Here is a 19,495-nt window from a genome sequence, read left to right as displayed (position 1 = left end):
TAATAATAAGATTTGGTGTAAAAAAATATAGTTTTTTGTTATTATTTTTATAAAAAAGTTATTAATCATGTAATTTATATTTTTTTATTATTAATTAATTACAATAATTAGTAGTTTTATCAAAAATTAAGGTTAATACTTGTTAAAATTTTAAAATCAAATCATTTAAACTGAAAAAACTATGAAATTAAAAAACCTAAAGAAGAAAATTCCCTCATACCTGGTTTACGGTATGATTTTAACCTTGGTAGTTGTGCTTTTTAGTTGTAGCAATATTTTTGCTCAAGATCCCACCGGTGCTCATACGGGCGGTATAGCAGATATTGCTGCTGCCAAACCTGGATCCCCGACTTCAAACGAAGTAGCTGCCGCCGTTGGGCACAATAAGATTGCTACAAATATTATGTGGACTCTTATTGCTGGGTTTTTGGTAATGTTTATGCAAGCTGGTTTTGCGCTTGTTGAAACAGGTTTTACCCAAAAGAAAAATGTTGCTCATACCATGGGAATGAATTTTCTAGTTTATGCGGTGGGTATGATGGGTTTTTGGATATGTGGTTTCGCCTTTATGTTTGGGGGCGGTCTAAACGCAGCAAGTCTGGGTGGAGCTCCGGGTGTTATTCCGCACGAATATGTAATATCGCTTTTCGGTCATGATTTTGGGATTATAGGTTATGCCGGATTTTTCCTAAATAGTAAGGTTTATGACGTAGGTGTGTATGCATTATTCTTGTTTCAAATGGTATTTATGGATACTACTGCAACCATCCCAACTGGCTCAATGGCAGAGAGATGGTCTTTTAAGTCCTTCTTAATCTTTGGTTTTTTTATTTCCATGTTTGTGTACCCAATTTTTGGTAACTGGGTATGGGGCGGAGGCTGGTTAGCAGCTTTGGGAACAAATTTTGGCTTAGGGCATGGAGATGTCGACTTTGCAGGGTCGTCTGTAGTGCATTTAGTTGGCGGGGTTGCCGCACTTGCTGGTGCAATTGTTATAGGTCCTAGAATTGGTAAATATGGCAAAGACGGCAAAGTCAACACCATACCCGGGCACAGTATACCTATGGCCTTGTTGGGTACATTCATTTTGGCTCTGGGCTGGTTCGGTTTTAATGCCGGGTCCACTTTAGCGGGTAACGACTTTAGAATTTCTATAGTTGCTGTAAATACCATGATGGCTGGAACTGCAGCAACATTGGCCACCCTTGCTATATTATATATTCAACGTAAAAAACCAGATCCAGGGATGCTTTGCAATGGCTTGTTAGCTGGCTTGGTAGCAATAACTGCGCCTTGTGCCTTTGTAAATTCGTTATCGTCTGTAATAATTGGTGCGGTAGCGGGTGTTCTAGTAGTCTATGTGTATAATTTTCTTGATGTAAAACTTAAAATCGACGATCCTGTGGGTGCCTTTGCCGTGCATGGTGCAAATGGCGCATGGGGTTGCTTGGCATTAGGTTTATTTGCAGACGGTTCTTACGGTGATGGTTGGAATGGCGTAAAAGGGAATGTTACGGGCTGGTTCTACGGAGATTCAGGTCAGTTTTTTGCTCAGCTAATAGGTGTGGTTACCTGCTGCATCTTTGTTTTTGTTGTGATGTATTTTTTCTTCAAGATATCAAATAAAATTACTCCTATCAGAGTGAATCCAGAAGATGAGATTGGTGGGCTAGATATTCCAGAAATGGGCGTTCTAGGTTACGTAGATTAGATAAATAAATACCTGGTTGCCTCCAAGCACCAGGTGTTTTAAATAAAATAAATCTTGATGAAAAAAATATTGAATCCCTTAAAATTATTAATTAATGATACCCGCTTTACGGGCGTGATGTTAATCGTTTGCACGTTGCTTTCTTTGTTTTTGGCAAACAGCGCTAACTTAGAATCTATCTATAAAAATATTTGGTCGTCTACTTGGGTGCCAGAAAATTCTACAATCAGTTTGCCTGAGAATTTTAAAAGTTTGATTAACAATTTTTTGATGGCCTTCTTTTTTCTAATGGCAGGAATGGAAATTAGGCGCGAGTTAATTAGTGGGGAGTTATCAACGTTTAAAAAAGCTTCGTTACCTTTTGGCGCAGCTTTGGGCGGTATGGTTGTTCCTGCGCTTGTTTTTCTCGCATTCAACATTCATACAGAATATGCCAATGGTTGGGGAATCCCAACAGCAACAGATATTGCTTTCTCTCTTGGAATTGCTTCCTTGCTGGGGAAACGGGTGCCTATTGCTCTAAAAGTATTGCTTATGGCTTTAGCAATTATTGATGATTTGGGAGCAATTCTAGTTATAGCGTTGTTTTATGGAGAACATTTAAACTTGATATTTCTCTCTATTGCAGGTTTATTATTTAGCAGTCTTTTGTTCTTAAATTATTTAAAGGTAAAATTTGGCGCCATTCATGTTGTTTTGTCTCTATTATTGTGGCTGGCGATATTTAATTCTGGTATCGAGGCAAGTATTGCTGGGGTTCTGGTTGCATTTGCCTTGCCAATAAATATTTTGCCCAAGATAGAGGGCGCTATTCATGGCTACGTAAATTTCTTAATACTTCCATTGTTCGCTTTGGCTAATACAGCTATATTATTGCCCAAAGAATTTGCCAAATCACTAGAAAGTCCATTAGCTATGGGGATTATTGCCGGGTTGGTAATAGGCAAGCCTCTTGGCATTTTCTTATTTAGCAGACTTATGGTGGCGTTCAAGCTCGCTAATTTGCCGAAGAATACTTCATGGAATCAAATTATAGGTATGGGAGTCTTAGCTGGTATCGGTTTTACCATGTCTATTTTTACCGGTATGCTGGCGTTTAAAAATGAGCAATTTCAAAATATTGCCAAAGTCGCAATTATTGTAGGTGTTGCAGTGTCTCTCATAATTAGTGTCGTTTACTTTTTTGTGCTTGGAATTAAGAAAGTTGCTTTAAAAGGTAGGATATTTAAGATTAATCAATCAGCATTTTCTGAAAATTTGGCTTCTAGATTGGGCTGAAATAATTTTCATGATTTATAGTTGTTTTATAGAAATCACGTATTATTTTAATTAAAATGTTATCTTTTTAAGATGAATTCTATATTTTATTGAAATTTAAAGTGTATTTCGCTTTAAAAATTTGTTTTTTTTATTTTTTTGCGTGTTTAGTGAATTATTTAATAACATTTTTTGAAATTAATTTATAATTTAGCAGAAATTTTAAAAAACTACTAAACAGAATTAAAAATCATGGCTAAAAAATTATTCAACCAGTGGGGTCCGTTTGCTATCCTGTCTATTTTCGCAGTTGCAGCCCTTTTTGTGCCCTTATTGCCCAATTTTGATGAGGGTAAATACAGTGGTCCAGACATTGCCTTCGTGCTTATCGCTACCGCCCTAGTTTTTATTATGACTCCTGGCCTCGCCTTCTTTTACGGTGGCATGGTGCACAGGAAGAACATTTTATCTACCATGATAAAAAGTGTAGTCGCAGCCGGTGTAATAACAGTATTATGGGTGGTTGTTGGCTTTAGCCTTGCATTTGGCGATTCGATTCACGGCCTAATAGGCAACCCGATGACTTACCTGTTTTTCCATGGAGTAAATTCTAGCCCTTCTTGGCCTTTGGCAGCTACCATTCCACTTTCATTGTTCGCAGTTTTTCAACTGATGTTTGCCATTATTACGCCTGGTTTGGTAGTTGGGGCAGTTGCCGAGCGTATTAGATTTACTTCTTATATTTTATTCATCGTTCTTTTTGCGTTGTTTGTCTATTCTCCGCTTGCCCATTGGACATGGCATCCCGAAGGCCTTCTATTTAAAATGGGTGTTTTAGATTTTGCGGGCGGAACCGTTGTGCACATTTCAGCAGGTATGGCCGCACTTGCAGGAGCAATTGTACTAAAACGTAGAAAAACTCATATCGAACACAGAGAAATTCCACCAGCAAATATCCCTTATGTATTAATTGGAACCGGCTTGTTGTGGTTTGGCTGGTTTGGTTTTAATGCAGGGTCTGCTCTTGGTGCAAATAGTTTGGCAGTTTCTGCATTTTTAACAACCAACACCGCTGCAGGTGCCGGTGGGTTAGGATGGATGTTTTTTGATGCAGCTAGGGGAAGAAAGCCTTCTGTGTTGGGCTTTTGTATTGGTGCGGTAGTAGGTCTTGTGGCCATTACACCTGGAGCGGGCTTTGTAAGCGTTCCTTCCTCCATCTTTATCGGCGTTATAGCCTCAGTAATTTCAAACTTGGCAGTTTCTTGGAAACAAAAAACACGGTTAGATGATGCCTTAGATGTATTTCCTTGCCACGGTGTAGGTGGGATAGTGGGCATGTTGCTTACCGGAATTTTTGCTACAAAAACAGTAAATAGCGGTGGCGCTGACGGGTGGTTTTATGGAAACTCAGACTTCTTTTTTACACAATTGAAAGGCGTTGTAATTGTAGTTCTATTCAGCTTTACCGTTTCTTTTGCAATTTTTAAGCTCATTAACCTTATACAGCCAATCAGGGTGAGTTCAGAAGACGAAGAAGAAGGTTTGGATGCTACACAGCATAATGAAAAATATTCTCAAGGGACGTTAATCGTTAAAAATGGTAGGGAAATCGAAAATTTTAATTATTAGATAATTACAGATAAATTCAACCAATTACACACTAAAAACAAACATCTATGAAACTGAAATCTTTACTTATTATTCCCGCACTTGTCGGTACGTATGCTGCCCGCGCACAAGAAGCAGTTCCCTCGCCATTAGAGTTTTCTGGCTCCGTAGACACCTATTACAAGTATGATTTTGCCCAGAGGGGAGACAATATTTCCACTTCTTTTGCCAACGATCATAATTCGGTTTCCATAGGTATGTTAGATTTGGCTTTGAAGAAAAAAACTGGCAAAGCATCTTTTGTGGGCGAACTTTCTTTCGGTCCGAGAGGACAATCGCAATCTATCCCCGATGCAGCAAACAATGGCTCATCCTTCCACATTCAGAATTTGTATGTGAATTACGATTTTACTGACAAATTTTCGATGACCGCCGGATACATGGGCACTTTTATTGGTTACGAGGTGATATCGCCGGTAGGCAATTTTAACTATTCTACCTCTTATCTTTTTACAAATGGCCCTTTTCAAAATGCAGGAATTAAGGGCACGTATAAATTCACTGATAAGATAAGTTTAATGGCAGGCCTATTTAACGATTGGAATGTGTACAAAGCAACCAGAGGCGTTTCTAGTGTGGGTGGCCAATTAACGGTTTCTCCATTGGAGGGCTGGACCGCCTATTTAAATGTATTGTCTGGTGCAGATCCAAATGGTTATGGAACTATAGAAGATTTGACAACAGCGTATCAAATTAATCCAAAATTTAAACTGGGATTAAATGCTGCTAATTATGATGCAAACAACAATGCAGGTGGTTATGCTGGCGTTGCGCTATATCCCCAATATTCAGTTACCGATGCCATCGCGGTAGGTTTAAGAGGTGAATATTTTAAAACCAAAGATGTTGGAAATGTGACAGGAACTTCTTACACGGGCGTTACGCTAACTGCAAACTTAAAATCTGGTGGACTGACTTTTATACCAGAAGTACGGCTAGATCACAATGGCGATAAACCTTTTGTTGATAAGGGCGGCGTGTCTGTTCCTAACGCAGGGCAATTTTCTGTAGCTGCGGTATATGCATTTTAGTTTTTTTGATTATGATTTAAAAAGAAAGCTGCCGAGTGTTCGGCGGCTTTTTTTAGTAAGTTAACTTAGCACCTACTTTATTTAGCAAAAATGAGATTGTCTCTAATCATTGGTTTCGCACTATTCGCCCAAGTTGCCTATTCGCAAAAGGTATTGACAATGAGCAATGACCATAAATATACTTATTATGAAGTTGTTGTTGATGATGCCGGTTTGGCTAAAGACAGCTTACTGCAGCGAGCTAGAACTTTTTTAGAAAAGAAGAACCCTAAAGATTTAAAAATTACCGTGGCAGAAAAAGATACACTTGGCGCTAAAGGGTTGTTTATTATTGATAAAACAATTTTGGTGGCCAGTCATCCAAGTGGCCAAGTCACTTATCAATTCACGTTTAACGCTAAAGATGGCCGCTATCGTTTTTGGCTTACCGATTTTGTGTATACACCTTACAATAGAGATCGATACGGCAACTTTGTGCCGAAAACAAATTTCGGACAGCCATTAGAAAACATACCAAGTAAATTAAAGAGCCTAGAGTGGAAAGCCATTTTAACTGCAACGGCAGCAAAAGCGAAGGAAATGGGCGATGAGTTTAAGGGATTTATGGAGGCAAAGCAAGTGCCCTCTGGAACATCTGTTACGCCAAAGGTGGTTTTAAAGGCTGACTGGTAACCAATATTTTTAAAGTTTGGTTCTTTCTAAAACAACAACCTACTTCATTATCCCAAAAAGCTCTTCTACTTTCTTAAATCTATAATCAAAAATTTCGTTAATTTTTTGGTGCACCATTATTACATTCGCTAATCGCCCAACGGGGCCAAAGCCAATGCTGTAGTGCAAAATATCATGCATCAATGTTCCACCCTCAATTTTTTCGAAATGATGGTTGTGGTGCCAAAATGCAAACGGACCAAAACGTTGTTCATCTATAAAATATTCCTTTTCTTTAACATGAGTAATCTCTGTAACCCAATCTAGTTTGATGCCCAAAAGCGGAGACACTTTGTAGGTTATGATTAAGCCTGGATACATCTTGGTATTTTTGATGTTTGGTGTTGTTACATCAAATGCCATAGATTTTGGCGTAATTTCTGATAAATTTAAAGGCGAGGAAAAAAAATCCCAAGCCTCATCAACATCAACGGGGATTTTCTGGTTAAATTCTAAACGGTAAGTCTTCAAAATGATAATTTTAGACTACAACAAAGAACTTGTTATTTTGTTGATGTTTTGTCTAGGTTTTTTGAAATTAATTTCAACAAACCGTCAAACTCATCCGCGCTATAACCAATAGATTGATAGATGATTCTTCCGTCCTCGTCAACCAAAATATTTCTTGGGATAGACTGTTTGGCAAATTTGCTGAAGATGGCCCTGTCGGCATCTGGTAAAATCGGAAAAGTAAATCCCTTCTTCTGCTTATACGGCGTAAGCACATCCCATCCCTGTTCTCTGCCAAATACGAAAAACGCAAAATTCTTGTTGTTCTTGTATTTGTCCCAAATCTCTTTTTGCGCCCTGGGTAATTCTTCATTACACGGCGGGCACCAAGTAGCAAATAAATTTATGAGCACTAATTTTCCTTTATAAGCTTCAATTGAAGTGGTTTTTGCTTTTTCCAGTTGAAAGGTAAAGTTTGGAACTTGGTCGCCAACTTTTGTATAAGTGCCATCATTATGTTGTGCCATAGCCGCAAGGCCAAAACACGCACATATTGCAACTAGAATTATTTTTTTCATTGTTTTGTTTTTTAATTAATGTACCATTTTGTCTGCACAAGTAGAACTGGCAAATGCTTCTGGTTTAGCCTTAAAAATAAAGCCCATGCTTAAAATATATCCCATGGCATCATTTAAAGCCTTATTCGACTTAAAAGATGGATTTGTGTTTATGTCGGCGTGTACTTCCAAGGCTACATCGTACAAATCTAATAAGTCGCAGACAGAATACGCCGTTTCAATAGATTTTTGAACCTCCATAAGCATGCGTTCTTTAATGCTCATGTGTAAGTGGCTTTTATCTTGGTTGATGTACATAAAACCACCGTGATGTTCGCGCACCAATACAATCACGGTGGCAAAATCTATAATCTTTCCTTTTACCTGAGAGTCTGTCCCAATGCAAACTTTTAATTTATACCCGTTGTGGGTTTCTCTAACAATTGCTCTTTCTACTTCCTCTAAAATTGGGGTCTTAACCGTTTCTCCACTAAATTTTTTCCAGATCATACTGTGTATTTTCTAAACTGTTTACCTAACGTGTTGCTAAATTTAAGTTATTTGTTTATAAATTCTAGTGTGAGTAATGTCTTTTTTTTCTAACAATTGTTTAGTTGTCAACAGGTTAGTGCGGTATTAAGTGTGGTATGTTAACCACCGCTGCTTAACCAGTTTGTTTTTGTTGATAGTAAAAAATATGCCTAAATTAGAGCTGAGTTAAAAAGCGGGAACCATGATGAAGAGCGAAATGATTGCGGAATTTAAGTTGCTTCAAAAAAGCAGGACTTATAAAGTTACAGATGAATGGACAGGAAAGCTTATCCAATCTGTAAAGTATGTGCAAAAAAGGTTAACCAACGGCATTGCAAAAGAGGGGCAGATGATGGCGATGTTGGATCAAAAACTAAAATTTTTGGTGCTAAAAAATAAGGCGCTATCTTTTAAGTAGGCGCAAAAATTAATAAATGTTTACCTTTGAATTGAAATGAATCAATTCTCCCTTACCAAGTTAAACATATCTTCTTTAAACAATATACAACTAGCTGCGGCAGAGGTAATAAACCAAAAGCGAGATTTAATTCTTAATGCGCCCACAGGTTCTGGGAAGACATTGGCTTTTTTACTGCCTCTTTTGGCAAATCTAGACGCAAAAATTGCTCATACACAGGCATTAATTCTTGTTCCGACAAGAGAATTGGCGTTGCAGATAGAAGAAGTATTTAAAAAATTAGGCAGTAATTTTAAAATAAACAGCTGCTACGGAGGTCATTCCGTTCGCACAGAAGAAAATAATTTTGCCGCTCCACCGGCCGTGTTAATCGGTACGCCTGGTAGAATAGCTTTTCATTTGGAACGAAAAAACTTCGATGCTTCTGCCGTAAAACTACTTGTATTAGATGAATTTGATAAATCTTTAGAGTTTGGTTTTGAGGAAGATATGGCTTATATAGTAGGCCGTTTAAGTATGCTTGGCCAATATATGCTAACATCTGCCACTAAAATGGGTAAGTTGCCGGGCTTTATTAGGTTGACAAACCCAAAAACGCTCGATTTTTCTAAGGCTGAGGATTATGCGCCACAAATTAATTTTTATCAGTTAGATGCAAATTCCATTGGCAAGGAAGATTTGCTGCTAAAATTACTTATATGCAAAGCAGATAAACCAACGCTTATATTTTGTAACGAACGAGAAACGATTTTTTATTTAAGCGATTTCTTGTTCGATGTGAATGTAGAACATGAAATATTTCATGGTAAAATGGAGCAGATAGAGCGAGAAAAATCATTGTTCAAGTTTAAGAACGGCACCGTTAATGTGCTTATCACAACCGATCTGGCATCGAGGGGTTTAGACGTTCCCGAAATCGAGAACATCATCCATTACCAAATGCCGCATTCAGAAAGTATTTTTACGCATAGAAATGGCCGTACGGCAAGAATGCATGCTAACGGTAATGTATTTGTGTTTGCTTCACAAAGTAATGAAGTTGATTATTTACCAAGCGATACCAAAGAATTTTTACTCCCAAAGGAATTAGGATCTTTTGCTCAAACTGAATGGCAAACCTTATACCTATCGCTAGGGAAAAAGGATAAAGTAAATAAGGTTGACATTGTAGGGTTGTTTCTGCAAAAAGGAAAGCTAGAAAAGCTAGATTTGGGATTGATTGATGTTAAAGACAGGGCCAGTTATATTGCCGTTAAAAAAGCTAAGGTTAAAGCAACGGTAGATTTATTGAGCGGAGAAAAGATTAAAGGCAAAAAAGTTAAAATCGAAGTTGCCAGTTAGTCTTACAAAACCAACAACAACTTATTTTTTAAATAAAAGAAAATAGACAGAAAAAACAGCGTAAAGCACTTAGAAAGGTTTTTTATTAAAGTAATTATGAGCAACAACGATATTTTAAAGAAGCTTAGGGTGGCGTTATCCTTAAGAACTGATCAAATTATGGAAATTTGTGATTTGGTGGGATTTAAGGTTACTAAAGCAGAGTTGGGAGATATTTTTAGAAGCGAGGATCATCCCAATTTTAAGCTTTGTGGCGATCAGATTTTGCGAAATTTCTTAAACGGATTGGTTATTTACAAGCGCGGCCGTAAAGACGTTGAAGGCGACAAATAGTCTAATAAGAGTTATGTATGAGTTTGATTATACGTAAAAAGGAACAGTAAAAAAGGAGTTTGCACGGCAAACTCCTTTTTTAATTTTTTTCGTAGTTGTATAACTAGTTTTCTCCTTTTCTAGTTGCTTTTCTTTTTCTGACCACCCCAAAAACTTAAACCTTTCAGTACAGAAAGAATAAGTTTTATTCAAAAGAGGTAATTTTGCCGCCAAGCCAACTTGAAGGAATTCCGTCCTGAGGATGGTTTGCCAAACTTAGATTAAGCTAGTTATTTATCATTTTAAGAAAGGATGCCAGTTTTGACTTTAAAGCTCTTCTATCTACTATAAAATCTAAAAAGCCATGTTCCAACACAAATTCTGAAGTTTGAAAGCCTTTTGGTAAGTCTTTTTTAATGGTTTCTTTAATTACACGAGGTCCGGCAAAGCCGATCAGCGCACCTGGCTCGGCAATATTAATGTCGCCAAGCATAGCGTAAGATGCTGTAACACCGCCAGTTGTTGGGTCGGTAAGTAACGAAATATAAGGAATTTTAGCCTGACTTAGCAAAGCTAATTTTGCAGACGTTTTGGCCATTTGCATTAGCGAGAAAGCGGCTTCCATCATCCGTGCCCCGCCCGATTTAGAAATCATCAAAAACGGAACTTTATGTTTTATGCTGTAATCTATTGCCCTTGCAATTTTTTCTCCAACTACAGAGCCCATAGATCCACCAATAAAGGCAAAATCCATACAGGCAATCACCAAGTCTTGATGTTCTATTTTTCCTGTAGCAACGCGCAAAGCATCTTTCAACCCAGTCTTTTTCTGGCTTTCGGCAATGCGCTCGGTATAAGGTTTATTGTCATTAAATTCTAGTGGATCTCCAGAGGTTAGATTTTCAAACAATTCTGTGTAAGCATTGTCATCAAAAAGAACTTCAAAATATTCTTTAGAACCAACTCTTAAATGATAATCGCAATAGTGGCAAACGTATTTGTTTTCTTGTAATTCGCCAAGATGAAGTGCCTTTTTACAATTTGGACATTTATTCCACAAGCCGTCTGGCGCCTCTTTTTTTTCTTGAGTGGTGGTAATGATGCCCTTATTTTCTCTCTTGAACCAAGTCATAGTATTCTGCAAAAAATTGGATTACAAAGAAACGAAAAATTATTTTAACATAACTATTTGTTAACATTGAGGTTCATCCTTGTTTTCGCTTCTCAAATTCACGGATTATTATTATTTTTTTTAACTTCGGGCTCAACAAAAATAGAAAAAAACATGAGTTTAAAAGATTACAAAGGTGTTGTGTATGGAGATGCGCTCCAGGAGTTGTTTGAGGAAGCAAAAAAACATCAATTTGCTTTACCAGCGGTAAATGTAACCGGTACAAATACTGTAAATGCGGTTATGGAAACTGCAAAAGCTGTTAATTCTCCGGTAATGGTACAATTATCTAACGGTGGTGCGCAATTCTACGCTGGAAAATCTTTAAATAACGATCAGTTACAGGCGTGTATTTTGGGTGCGGTGTCTGCCGCTAAACACGTTCACTTACTTGCAGAGCACTATGGCGTTGCAGTGGTGTTACATACAGATCATGCAGCTAAAAAATTATTGCCTTGGATTGACGGCCTTTTAGATCATGGCGAAAAATTCTTTGCCGAAACAGGTAAGCCGTTATTTTCGTCGCACATGTTAGATTTATCAGAAGAATCTATCGAAGAAAATATGGAAATCTCTGCAAAATATTTGGCAAGGATGGCTAAAATGAATATGACGATAGAGATAGAACTAGGTGTTACAGGCGGTGAAGAAGACGGTGTAGATAACAGCGATGTAGATAGCTCGAAATTATATACTCAACCTAGTGAAGTTGCGTACGCGTACGAAAAGCTTAGTGAAGTATCGCCCAAGTTTACCATTGCCGCTGCTTTTGGCAATGTACACGGCGTATATAAACCAGGCAATGTTAAGCTTCAGCCTGTTATTCTTAAGAACTCTCAAGATTTTGTAAAAGAGAAGTTTAACCTTTCTCCAGAAAAGCCGATAAATTTTGTCTTTCATGGTGGTTCTGGTTCTTCGCAAGAAGAAATTAGAGAAGCAATTTCTTATGGAGCCGTAAAAATGAACATCGATACAGATATGCAATGGGCGTTTTGGGAAGGAATTTTAGGTTATTATAAGAAAAACGAACCATTTTTACAGGCTCAGATTGGAAATCCTGACGGTGAGGATAAGCCTAATAAGAAATATTACGATCCTCGTGTTTGGTTGAGGAAAGCAGAAGAAACGTTTGTTGCCCGTTTAAAAGTTGCTTTCGAAGACTTAAACTGTATTGACGTAAACAGCAAATTTTAATTGTTAAACCCCACCGAGAAAAGCCCTTCGGTTCTGTGGGTTTATTTTATCAGAATTAACTTCAAAGCGCCGTAAGATTATAAAACTTATGGCGCTTTTTATTGTTCCTATGCTATACAGCCAAAATAATGCAAAAAGGTAAAAGAAACGGATTGTTTGAACGGTTCGCAAATGCTGCAACTACGTTTACCGGAAGTTCTATAGCGTTTATTTCTGCGCTGTTAATTGTAATTGTTTGGGGCATTAGCGGGCCAATATTTAAATATTCTGAAACTTGGCAGCTGGTAATCAACACAGGAACAACCATCATTACTTTTCTAATGGTTTTTCTCATTCAAAAAGCACAAAATAAAGATGGGAAGGCCATACAATTAAAATTAAATGAACTAATTGCAGCGATTGATGGAGCCAGCAATCGTATGGTAAATATAGAAGACCTAACCGAACAGGAATTAGATAATTTGCATAATTTCTATGCAACTCTTGCAAAACTTGCAAAAAAAGATGGAGATATTCTCCGTTCGCATTCCATAGATGCTGCGCAAGATATTCATCAGAAGAAAGCTACTTTATATAAAAAATACAGACAGAAGAAATGAGTTTACAAGTTCAAAGGGTAACCCAAAAAGAAGAATTAGACCAAGTTTTTGCCATTAGAAATGTGGTTTTTGTTAAAGAACAGAACTGTCCGCCAGAGTTAGAATGGGAGCATGAAGATGACTCAACTCATTTTATAGCATTGATAGATGGCAGACCCGTTGGCGCTTGTCGTTGGCGTAAAACAGATAAAGGCTATAAATTAGAGCGATTTGCCGTGTTGAAGGAATTTCGTAAACATGGGGTAGGTAGAGCGCTGATTGCCGAAGTTTTATCAGATTTGCCGAAGGATGCCAAATACATCTATTTGCATTCGCAACTTGACGCGACTAGTTTATATGCAAAATTCGGTTTTGTTTCGGAAGGTAAGGAATTCGAAGAAGCTGGAATTACGCATTATAAAATGGTAAAGACAGTTTAACCAAAAATTTTGGTCGAAAAAGCCATCGCCTCGTTCCAATAACCTTTGTTTAGCGTCAACTGATGGCCTTTCTCTTCCAAGAATCCCATCAGTTGTTCGGTAGCTATGTTGCCGGTTAAACGGTCTTCGGCCATGGGGCAGCCGCCAAAACCTTTTAATGCACCGTCTATTCTGGTACAGCCGCTTGTATACGTGGCTTCTATTTTAGCCAAAGCATTGGCTTCGGTACAGTGTAAATGAATACCTATTTCGCTACTTGTAAATTTTTTTATCAAACTTGTTAAAATGTCCGTAATTTGCGATGGGGTAGAAGAGCCTACGGTGTCGGCTAACGATATAATGGAAACTCCCTTTTTGATCAACTCGGTTGCCCATTGCTCAATAATTTCATAATTCCAAGCATCTCCATAAGGATTGCCAAATCCCATTGAAATGTACACAACAGCTTTTTTATTGGTTTTATCGCACAAATTTAAAATTTCATCCACGGTTTGTGCAGATTGAGCGATGCTTGAATGTGTGTTTCTCTGCTGAAAAGTTTCTGAGATAGAAAATGGGTAACCTAAAAAATTAATTTCCGGATGCTGACAGGCTTCTTTTGCGCCACGCGCGTTCGCTACAATGGCTAATAACTTGCTTTTGGTAGTGCTTAAGTCCAAACCAGCCAATACTTCTGCGGTATCTGCCAGTTGTGGAATAGCCTTAGGCGATACAAAACTGCCAAAGTCTAGGGTGTCGAAGCCAACTTTAAGTAAAAGGTTTAAATAGTCTATCTTTGTTTTCGTGGGGATAAAAGTTTTTATACCCTGCATAGCATCTCTTGGGCATTCTACAAGTTTATATTTATCAGGCTGGTGCATGTGCTTCTTTCTCTTTTTCGGCCTTTGTTTCGCCTTCTTCTGGTTGTTTGGCTCGGTAATCTATACTTCGGTCTTTTGCAAAGGTGCGAATAATAAGTCTAGTTCCCCTGTCGTAACTGAAGTAGCTCCAAGCCCAATTTACAAAAACTATAATTTTGTTTCTAAAACCTACAAGTGTCATCAAGTGTACAAACATCCAGGTGTACCAGGCAAATATACCTTGGAAATGTAGCTTTTTAATATCTACCACCGCTTTGTTCCTTCCAACAGTAGCCATTGTTCCTTTGTCGAAATAACTAAACTTTTCAATAGGTTGGTGCTGTTGCAATTTAATTAAATTTTTTGCCAGGTGTTTGCCTTGTTGTATCGCAGTTGGCGCAACGCCCGGATAGCCATGTGGATGCGCATCTGTAACGATAGAAGAGACGTCGCCTATTGCATAAATATCATCGTAACCCTCTATTTTATTATACTCGTCACATTTAAATTTGCCTCCTTTTACAACCTCTGCTTTATCTAAGCCAGGAATGATTTCTCCTTTAACACCAGCACTCCAAACAACGGTATAGGTATAAATCGGAGGTTTGTCTGCTATCGTAAGCTTGTATCCATCATAACCCAAAACCCTAGTTTTGTTCATTACAGTAACTCCCATTTTTTCAAGAAATTTCTTAGATTTCTCCTGAGATTGGGTCGACATTTGTCCAAGCAGTTCCGGAGAATTTTCTACCAAATATATATTTACCTTATCTAAATTTAGCTCGGGATAATCTTGCGGAACCACATGTTTTTTTAACTCTGCTATTGCACCAGAAAGTTCTACACCTGTTGGACCGCCTCCCACAACCACAAAATTTAAGAGGGCATCTTTTTTCTCCAGATCATTTTCTATTAAAGATTTCTCGAAATTCTGTAGAATCATGCTCCTTAAATCAAGCGCCTCGGGTACAGATTTCATTGGTACGGCGTTCGCCTCTATCTCCTTGTTGCCAAAGAAATTTGTATCAGATCCAGTTGCAATAACCAAATAGTCATAGTCTATCACACCAATATCTGTAACCAACCGTTTTTCCTTTGCCACTATTTCGGTTACTTTGGTAACTCTAAAAATATAGTTTTCTTGCCCTTTAAATATTTTTCTTATCGGAAAAGCAATAGAATCAGGCTCTAGTCCGCCAGTAGAAACTTGATAAAGCAGGGGCTGAAAAGTATGGTAATTGTGCTTATCTAGCATAACTACCTGAAATTTTTTCTTATTGAGTTTCTTTGCAAGCGCAACGCCACCAAAACCACCACCAACAATTACAACCCTGGGGTTTTCTGTTTTCGGAAAAATTAAATCCATGAATTTGTGTTTAAGGGGGTAACAAAGAATTACCTAAAAGGTTTAAAGATTATAAAATCAGCACCAATAGTATTCGAATTTTAATATAATAGAAATTTGGGCGCTTTATTAACATCCCGCACGTGCGGGACTGTATTTTTTTCGGGAGAAAATCCCAAAAAAAGATGCCGCTCCTGTCGTTAGCGCTAGCAAGTCGCCTACCGATTATTTTGATCAAAACTGTAATCGGGGTAAAAAAAAAGGCATCCTATTTTTAGGATGCCTTAAGTTTCAATTTATACTTAGTTTTTATTCTCTCTTCTCTGAAGAGCTACCTAGATCGATAACGATTGGGGTAGAGATACAAAGTGATGAATAAGTACCGATAATTCTGCCTATCAATAAGGCAAAGATAAACCCGCGGATGCTATCCCCACCAAAAATAAAAATCACCAACAATACAAAGAATACCGTTAATGAGGTTAAAATGGTACGACTTAAGGTACTGTTCAACGCAAAGTTAATAAGATGTTCTCGTTCCTTGCCATGCAAATCAACCTTCCCAGCTTCTTTCAATTTCTCTCTAATCCTATCAAATACCACTACTGTTTCCGTCATGGTGTAGCCCATTACCGTTAAAATAGCCGCAATAAAATCCTGCCCAATTTCTAACGAGAATGGCATGATTCCGTCTAAGATAGTATAAAACGAAAGCACCAGCAATACGTCGTGGAAGAGCGCAATAACTGCCCCGAGGCCATATTGCCATTTTTTAAACCTCACCACAATATACAAGAACATAAACAATGCAGAAATCAGCACCGCATAAAATGCCCCGTTTACAATATCGCTTGCAATAATAGGTGTAACTTTCTGCGAACTTACAATTTCGTATTTGTTGTCTAAACCAGCTATACCTTTCTTTAAAGCGTCTTCTACCAGTTTATCTGTTTTTGTGCTTTGATCTGCAATATGATAGGTGGTTGTAATTTTAACTTGGTCGTCGCCTCCCGCTGTTTTAACCTCTGGCGTTTCGTTGTCAAATACAGGAGTAAGCTTTGCTTTAACATCTTCAGTATTTACATTTTTATCAAAGTGAACTAGATAAGTTCTTCCTCCTTTAAAATCTACACCTAAGTTTAAGCCGCCATTTTTAAAATAAAATATGGTTCCCATGATGATGATCACGGTCGATATGATGTAATAGATCTTCCTACGACCAACAAAATTAAACGCAATATGTCTAAAAGCATCGTGGGTAAATTTGTTATCGAAACTTACCTCAATCTTACGGTTTATCAAAGAATCGAATACAACCCTAGAGATTGCAACTGCTGCAAAAAGCGAGGATAAGATACCGATACACAATGTGGTTGCAAAGCCCTGAACAGGGCCACTACCAAACGAATATAAAATTGCACCAAGTATAAACAAGGTTGCATTACTATCTATAATGGAAGGCATGGCATGCTTAAAGCCTTCTTTTATGGCAATATTGGTGGTTTTTCCGTGTGCGAGTTCTTCTCGGACTCGTTCAAAGATCAAAATGTTTGCATCTACAGACAAGCCAATCACCAGCACAATACCTGCAATACCAGGCAAGGTAAGCACCGCACCAAGCGACACCAAAATACCCATGATGAAAAATAAGTTGACCAGCAAGGCAAAGTTGGCCACCCAACCTGCTCTATGATAATATAATGCCATGAAAATCAATATCACCACAAAGGCAATAATAAATGAAATTAAACCATCGTGTATGGCTTGTGCGCCCAACGTCGGCCCAACAATAAAGCTACCTGCAATACGAGCCGGTGCAGGTAATTTACCCGCTTTTAAAATGTTTGCTAAATCTTTGGTATCGTCTTGCGTAAAGTTTCCTGTAATAGAGGAAACACCATTTGGAATTTCGTTCTGGACGGTAGGTGCAGAGTAAACTGCGTTATCCAATACAATGGCAATTGCTTTTTTGTCTTGTGCATCTGCAGAAGCCTCTGCGGTAATCTTTTTCCATTTTGCCGCGCCTTCGCTTGTCATATACATGGTAACCTCTGGCTGGTTTTTCTGGTCAAAATCTGCCCTGGAATCACTTACAGCGTCTCCACTTAAATCTGGTTTTCCATCTGCGTTAGTTACCTTAATGGCGTAAAGTTCAAACACCTTACTTTTTTCCATTGGTTTAACGCTCCACATAAACTTCATGTTAGAAGGAATAGCGGCAGCTACCAACGGCATTTTGAAATAGGCGTTTACTTTTGCAGTATCTTTTTGCAACACCCAACCAACAATGGGCCCTGGCCTAAGTTGTTGTTGACCATTCTGTCCTTGATACGTCGGGACACTTAATACAGAGAATAACGGATTTGATTTTGCTTGTTGTGCAAGTAATGCAGTAGAATCTTTTTTGCCTAAGCCCGCAATTTTGCTGTCTTGTTTACTTGTGTCTTTGGCCGCTTTCTCTAAGCCGGCCAATTTTCCGCCAGCAACAGCTGCAACTGTCGAGGTATCTTTTTTGGCAGCCGTTGTATCTTTTACAGTTGCAGCGATTATTTTATCAATATTTTGTAACAAGGGAGCCACTTCCTGTACTTGGAATACTTGCCAAAACTGAAGTTCTGCAGATCCCTGCAACAGTTTGTAAACACGTTCCTTATCTTGTACACCAGGCATCTCAATCAAAATTCTATTGCTGCCTTCTTGTTTCTGCATATTTGGACTTACCACCCCAAAACCATCAATCCTAGATCTTAGGATAACAAATGATCTGTCAATAGCACTTTTCGCTTCGTCTGATAGGAATTTTTGTACATCAGAGTTGCTCGCATTAAGCTTTAACCTAGTCGCGTTATCTTGGTTTGAGAAAAATTCTGCAAGTTTTACACCAGGGCTTAACTTTTCAAAATCGTCAACAAAGAGCTTAATAAAGTCTTTGCCACCCGCATTTAATTGCACTTGGGCTTGCTGAACTGCTTTGTTGAAATTTGCGTCTGCTGGGTTATCGGCAAGGGATTTTACCAGCTCTGCCAGCGAAATTTCCATTGTAACATTCATCCCGCCTTTTAGATCCAAGCCTAAATTAATCTCTTTCGCTTTTACATCTTGGTAGGTAAAACCTAACAAAGGGTAAACTTTCTCCCCACTCATCGAGTCCAAATAGGCTTTTTCTTTTAATAAATCGCCTTTAGAGAAATTTCTGGCATCTTTTTCTACGCTCTGGGATACTAGCGTAAATGATAGTGCATAGGCACAAACTATAGCCAATACTATCGCTATAAACTTAATAAAACCTTTTCCTTGCATAGTTTGTTATAAAATAATTTTTTTCTTTGGTTTTCAACAATTCGGCAAAGCTAACCAATTTTTTAATTTTTAGCAGCTCATAGGATATTAATTTAAAAAGAATTGGCCGACTGTAATTTTCCGAGCTGATAATTAGTTGTTTTTCAGCAAAATCTATGGAATCTAGCCTTTGAGTTTATGACTTACTTTAGTATATATAGCTTTCTTGGTCTGACTTTTTTAATCTCGAAATTAGAACGGCAATATTATTCTATTTAGCGGAACTTGCTTTTATGAAGACGCTGTTGGTAGTATATATATACGTAGTAGAATTTAGCTCGTTTTTTCGAATATCGAAATGAAAGGATTTCAGGAGCGTTTTTTTTTCGTAGGATTTTATAGCTATATTAAAATGTGAGGTGCGATTTTTCATCTTTGTCAGCCAACTCTTGTCTAATACATTCGACTAATTTTGACGAACTGGTCTTTTTTATATTGTAATTCAGGTCTTTATGCTATTGATATAAAAATAATTGTTGATTTATTTTAGCGGTATCTATTTTTCCCCTATCTTTGCACTCCGCTCAGGGATATGGGCGGGGAATAGAGCAAAAAACATCGAAGAGGGGCAGGTTTCTGCATGACGATTTGGACGAAAAAAA

The 19,495-nt window shown here is 37.9% G+C and carries 18 protein-coding genes; 11 read left to right on the top strand and 7 right to left on the bottom strand.

Features of this window, described 5'->3' with window-relative positions:
• Window positions 1–181: 181 nt before the first annotated feature.
• The 5 genes from ABIB40_RS17120 (at window position 182) to ABIB40_RS17100 (ending at window position 6,339) form a co-directional block, all read left to right on the top strand.
• Window positions 182–1,711: an ammonium transporter gene (locus ABIB40_RS17120; protein ID WP_354360616.1), complete on the top strand. Its 1,530-nt coding sequence runs from the start codon at window positions 182–184 to the stop codon at window positions 1,709–1,711.
• Window positions 1,712–1,768: 57 nt separating this feature from the next.
• A complete protein-coding gene (gene nhaA, locus ABIB40_RS17115; protein ID WP_354360615.1) occupies window positions 1,769–2,989 on the top strand; it encodes a Na+/H+ antiporter NhaA in 1,221 nt (406 codons plus the stop codon).
• Window positions 2,990–3,220: 231 nt separating this feature from the next.
• A complete protein-coding gene (locus tag ABIB40_RS17110) occupies window positions 3,221–4,597 on the top strand; it encodes an ammonium transporter (protein ID WP_354360614.1) in 1,377 nt (458 codons plus the stop codon).
• A gap of 47 nt (window positions 4,598–4,644) precedes the next feature.
• Complete coding sequence (locus ABIB40_RS17105) at window positions 4,645–5,667, top strand: porin (RefSeq protein WP_354360613.1); 1,023 nt, start codon at window positions 4,645–4,647, stop codon at window positions 5,665–5,667.
• Between the two features lie 90 nt (window positions 5,668–5,757).
• Window positions 5,758–6,339, top strand: a complete 582-nt coding sequence (locus ABIB40_RS17100) for a DUF4468 domain-containing protein (RefSeq protein WP_354360612.1) — start codon at window positions 5,758–5,760, stop codon at window positions 6,337–6,339.
• Between the two features lie 39 nt (window positions 6,340–6,378).
• On the opposite strand, the gene ABIB40_RS17095 is transcribed toward ABIB40_RS17100, so the two are convergent.
• From ABIB40_RS17095 to ABIB40_RS17085, 3 genes are read right to left on the bottom strand one after another with little or no spacing between them, the layout of a single operon-like run.
• Complete coding sequence (locus ABIB40_RS17095; protein ID WP_354360611.1) at window positions 6,379–6,849, bottom strand: SRPBCC family protein; 471 nt, start codon at window positions 6,847–6,849, stop codon at window positions 6,379–6,381.
• Between the two features lie 32 nt (window positions 6,850–6,881).
• The gene (locus tag ABIB40_RS17090) at window positions 6,882–7,406 is read right to left on the bottom strand and encodes a TlpA family protein disulfide reductase (protein WP_354360610.1); all 525 of its coding nucleotides are present in this window, start codon (window positions 7,404–7,406) and stop codon (window positions 6,882–6,884) included.
• Window positions 7,407–7,421: 15 nt separating this feature from the next.
• Window positions 7,422–7,895, bottom strand: a complete 474-nt coding sequence (locus ABIB40_RS17085) for a ribonuclease H-like YkuK family protein (RefSeq protein WP_354360609.1) — start codon at window positions 7,893–7,895, stop codon at window positions 7,422–7,424.
• Between the two features lie 223 nt (window positions 7,896–8,118).
• Between ABIB40_RS17085 and ABIB40_RS17080 the strand changes: the two genes are divergently transcribed.
• The 3 genes from ABIB40_RS17080 to ABIB40_RS17070 all read left to right on the top strand — a co-directional run bounded on the left by ABIB40_RS17080 (window position 8,119) and on the right by ABIB40_RS17070 (window position 10,008).
• Window positions 8,119–8,334: a hypothetical protein gene (locus tag ABIB40_RS17080; RefSeq protein ID WP_354360608.1), complete on the top strand. Its 216-nt coding sequence runs from the start codon at window positions 8,119–8,121 to the stop codon at window positions 8,332–8,334.
• 36 nt (window positions 8,335–8,370) lie between these two features.
• Window positions 8,371–9,675 (top strand): DEAD/DEAH box helicase, encoded by a 1,305-nt coding sequence (locus ABIB40_RS17075; RefSeq protein ID WP_354360607.1) that lies wholly within the window; start codon window positions 8,371–8,373, stop codon window positions 9,673–9,675.
• A 96-nt stretch (window positions 9,676–9,771) separates the two neighbouring features.
• Entirely contained in the window at window positions 9,772–10,008 is a 237-nt protein-coding gene (locus ABIB40_RS17070) for a DUF1456 family protein (RefSeq protein WP_354360606.1), read from the top strand.
• Window positions 10,009–10,273: 265 nt separating this feature from the next.
• Here ABIB40_RS17070 and accD read toward each other — a convergent pair whose 3' ends face one another.
• Window positions 10,274–11,119: an acetyl-CoA carboxylase, carboxyltransferase subunit beta gene (gene accD / locus ABIB40_RS17065; protein ID WP_354360605.1), complete on the bottom strand. Its 846-nt coding sequence runs from the start codon at window positions 11,117–11,119 to the stop codon at window positions 10,274–10,276.
• Window positions 11,120–11,272: 153 nt separating this feature from the next.
• Between accD and fbaA the strand changes: the two genes are divergently transcribed.
• The 3 genes from fbaA to ABIB40_RS17050 all read left to right on the top strand — a co-directional run bounded on the left by fbaA (window position 11,273) and on the right by ABIB40_RS17050 (window position 13,370).
• Window positions 11,273–12,352, top strand: a complete 1,080-nt coding sequence (gene fbaA, locus ABIB40_RS17060) for a class II fructose-bisphosphate aldolase (protein ID WP_354360604.1) — start codon at window positions 11,273–11,275, stop codon at window positions 12,350–12,352.
• Between the two features lie 128 nt (window positions 12,353–12,480).
• Window positions 12,481–12,951 (top strand): low affinity iron permease family protein, encoded by a 471-nt coding sequence (locus tag ABIB40_RS17055; protein ID WP_354360603.1) that lies wholly within the window; start codon window positions 12,481–12,483, stop codon window positions 12,949–12,951.
• Complete coding sequence (locus tag ABIB40_RS17050) at window positions 12,948–13,370, top strand: GNAT family N-acetyltransferase (protein WP_354360602.1); 423 nt, start codon at window positions 12,948–12,950, stop codon at window positions 13,368–13,370. The genes ABIB40_RS17055 and ABIB40_RS17050 overlap by 4 nt, the downstream gene beginning before the upstream one ends.
• Here the strand turns inward: ABIB40_RS17050 and ABIB40_RS17045 are convergent.
• From ABIB40_RS17045 to secDF, 3 genes are all read right to left on the bottom strand, one after another.
• On the bottom strand, window positions 13,367–14,230 hold the full coding sequence (locus ABIB40_RS17045) for a hydroxymethylglutaryl-CoA lyase (protein WP_354360601.1): 864 nt from the start codon (window positions 14,228–14,230) through the stop codon (window positions 13,367–13,369). The two genes, ABIB40_RS17050 and ABIB40_RS17045, sit on opposite strands and share 4 nt — an antisense overlap.
• Window positions 14,217–15,575, bottom strand: a complete 1,359-nt coding sequence (locus tag ABIB40_RS17040; protein WP_354360600.1) for an NAD(P)/FAD-dependent oxidoreductase — start codon at window positions 15,573–15,575, stop codon at window positions 14,217–14,219. Before ABIB40_RS17040 ends, ABIB40_RS17045 begins: the two co-directional genes overlap by 14 nt.
• A 288-nt stretch (window positions 15,576–15,863) precedes the next feature.
• On the bottom strand, window positions 15,864–18,854 hold the full coding sequence (gene secDF, locus ABIB40_RS17035) for a protein translocase subunit SecDF (RefSeq protein WP_354360599.1): 2,991 nt from the start codon (window positions 18,852–18,854) through the stop codon (window positions 15,864–15,866).
• Between the last annotated feature and the right edge of the window lie 641 nt (window positions 18,855–19,495).

The organism is Pedobacter sp. UYP30 (assembly GCF_040547165.1).
GTDB lineage: Bacteria > Bacteroidota > Bacteroidia > Sphingobacteriales > Sphingobacteriaceae > Pedobacter.
Note: the sequence above shows the minus strand (reverse complement) of the source record. Positions and strands in the feature narration are given on the sequence as shown.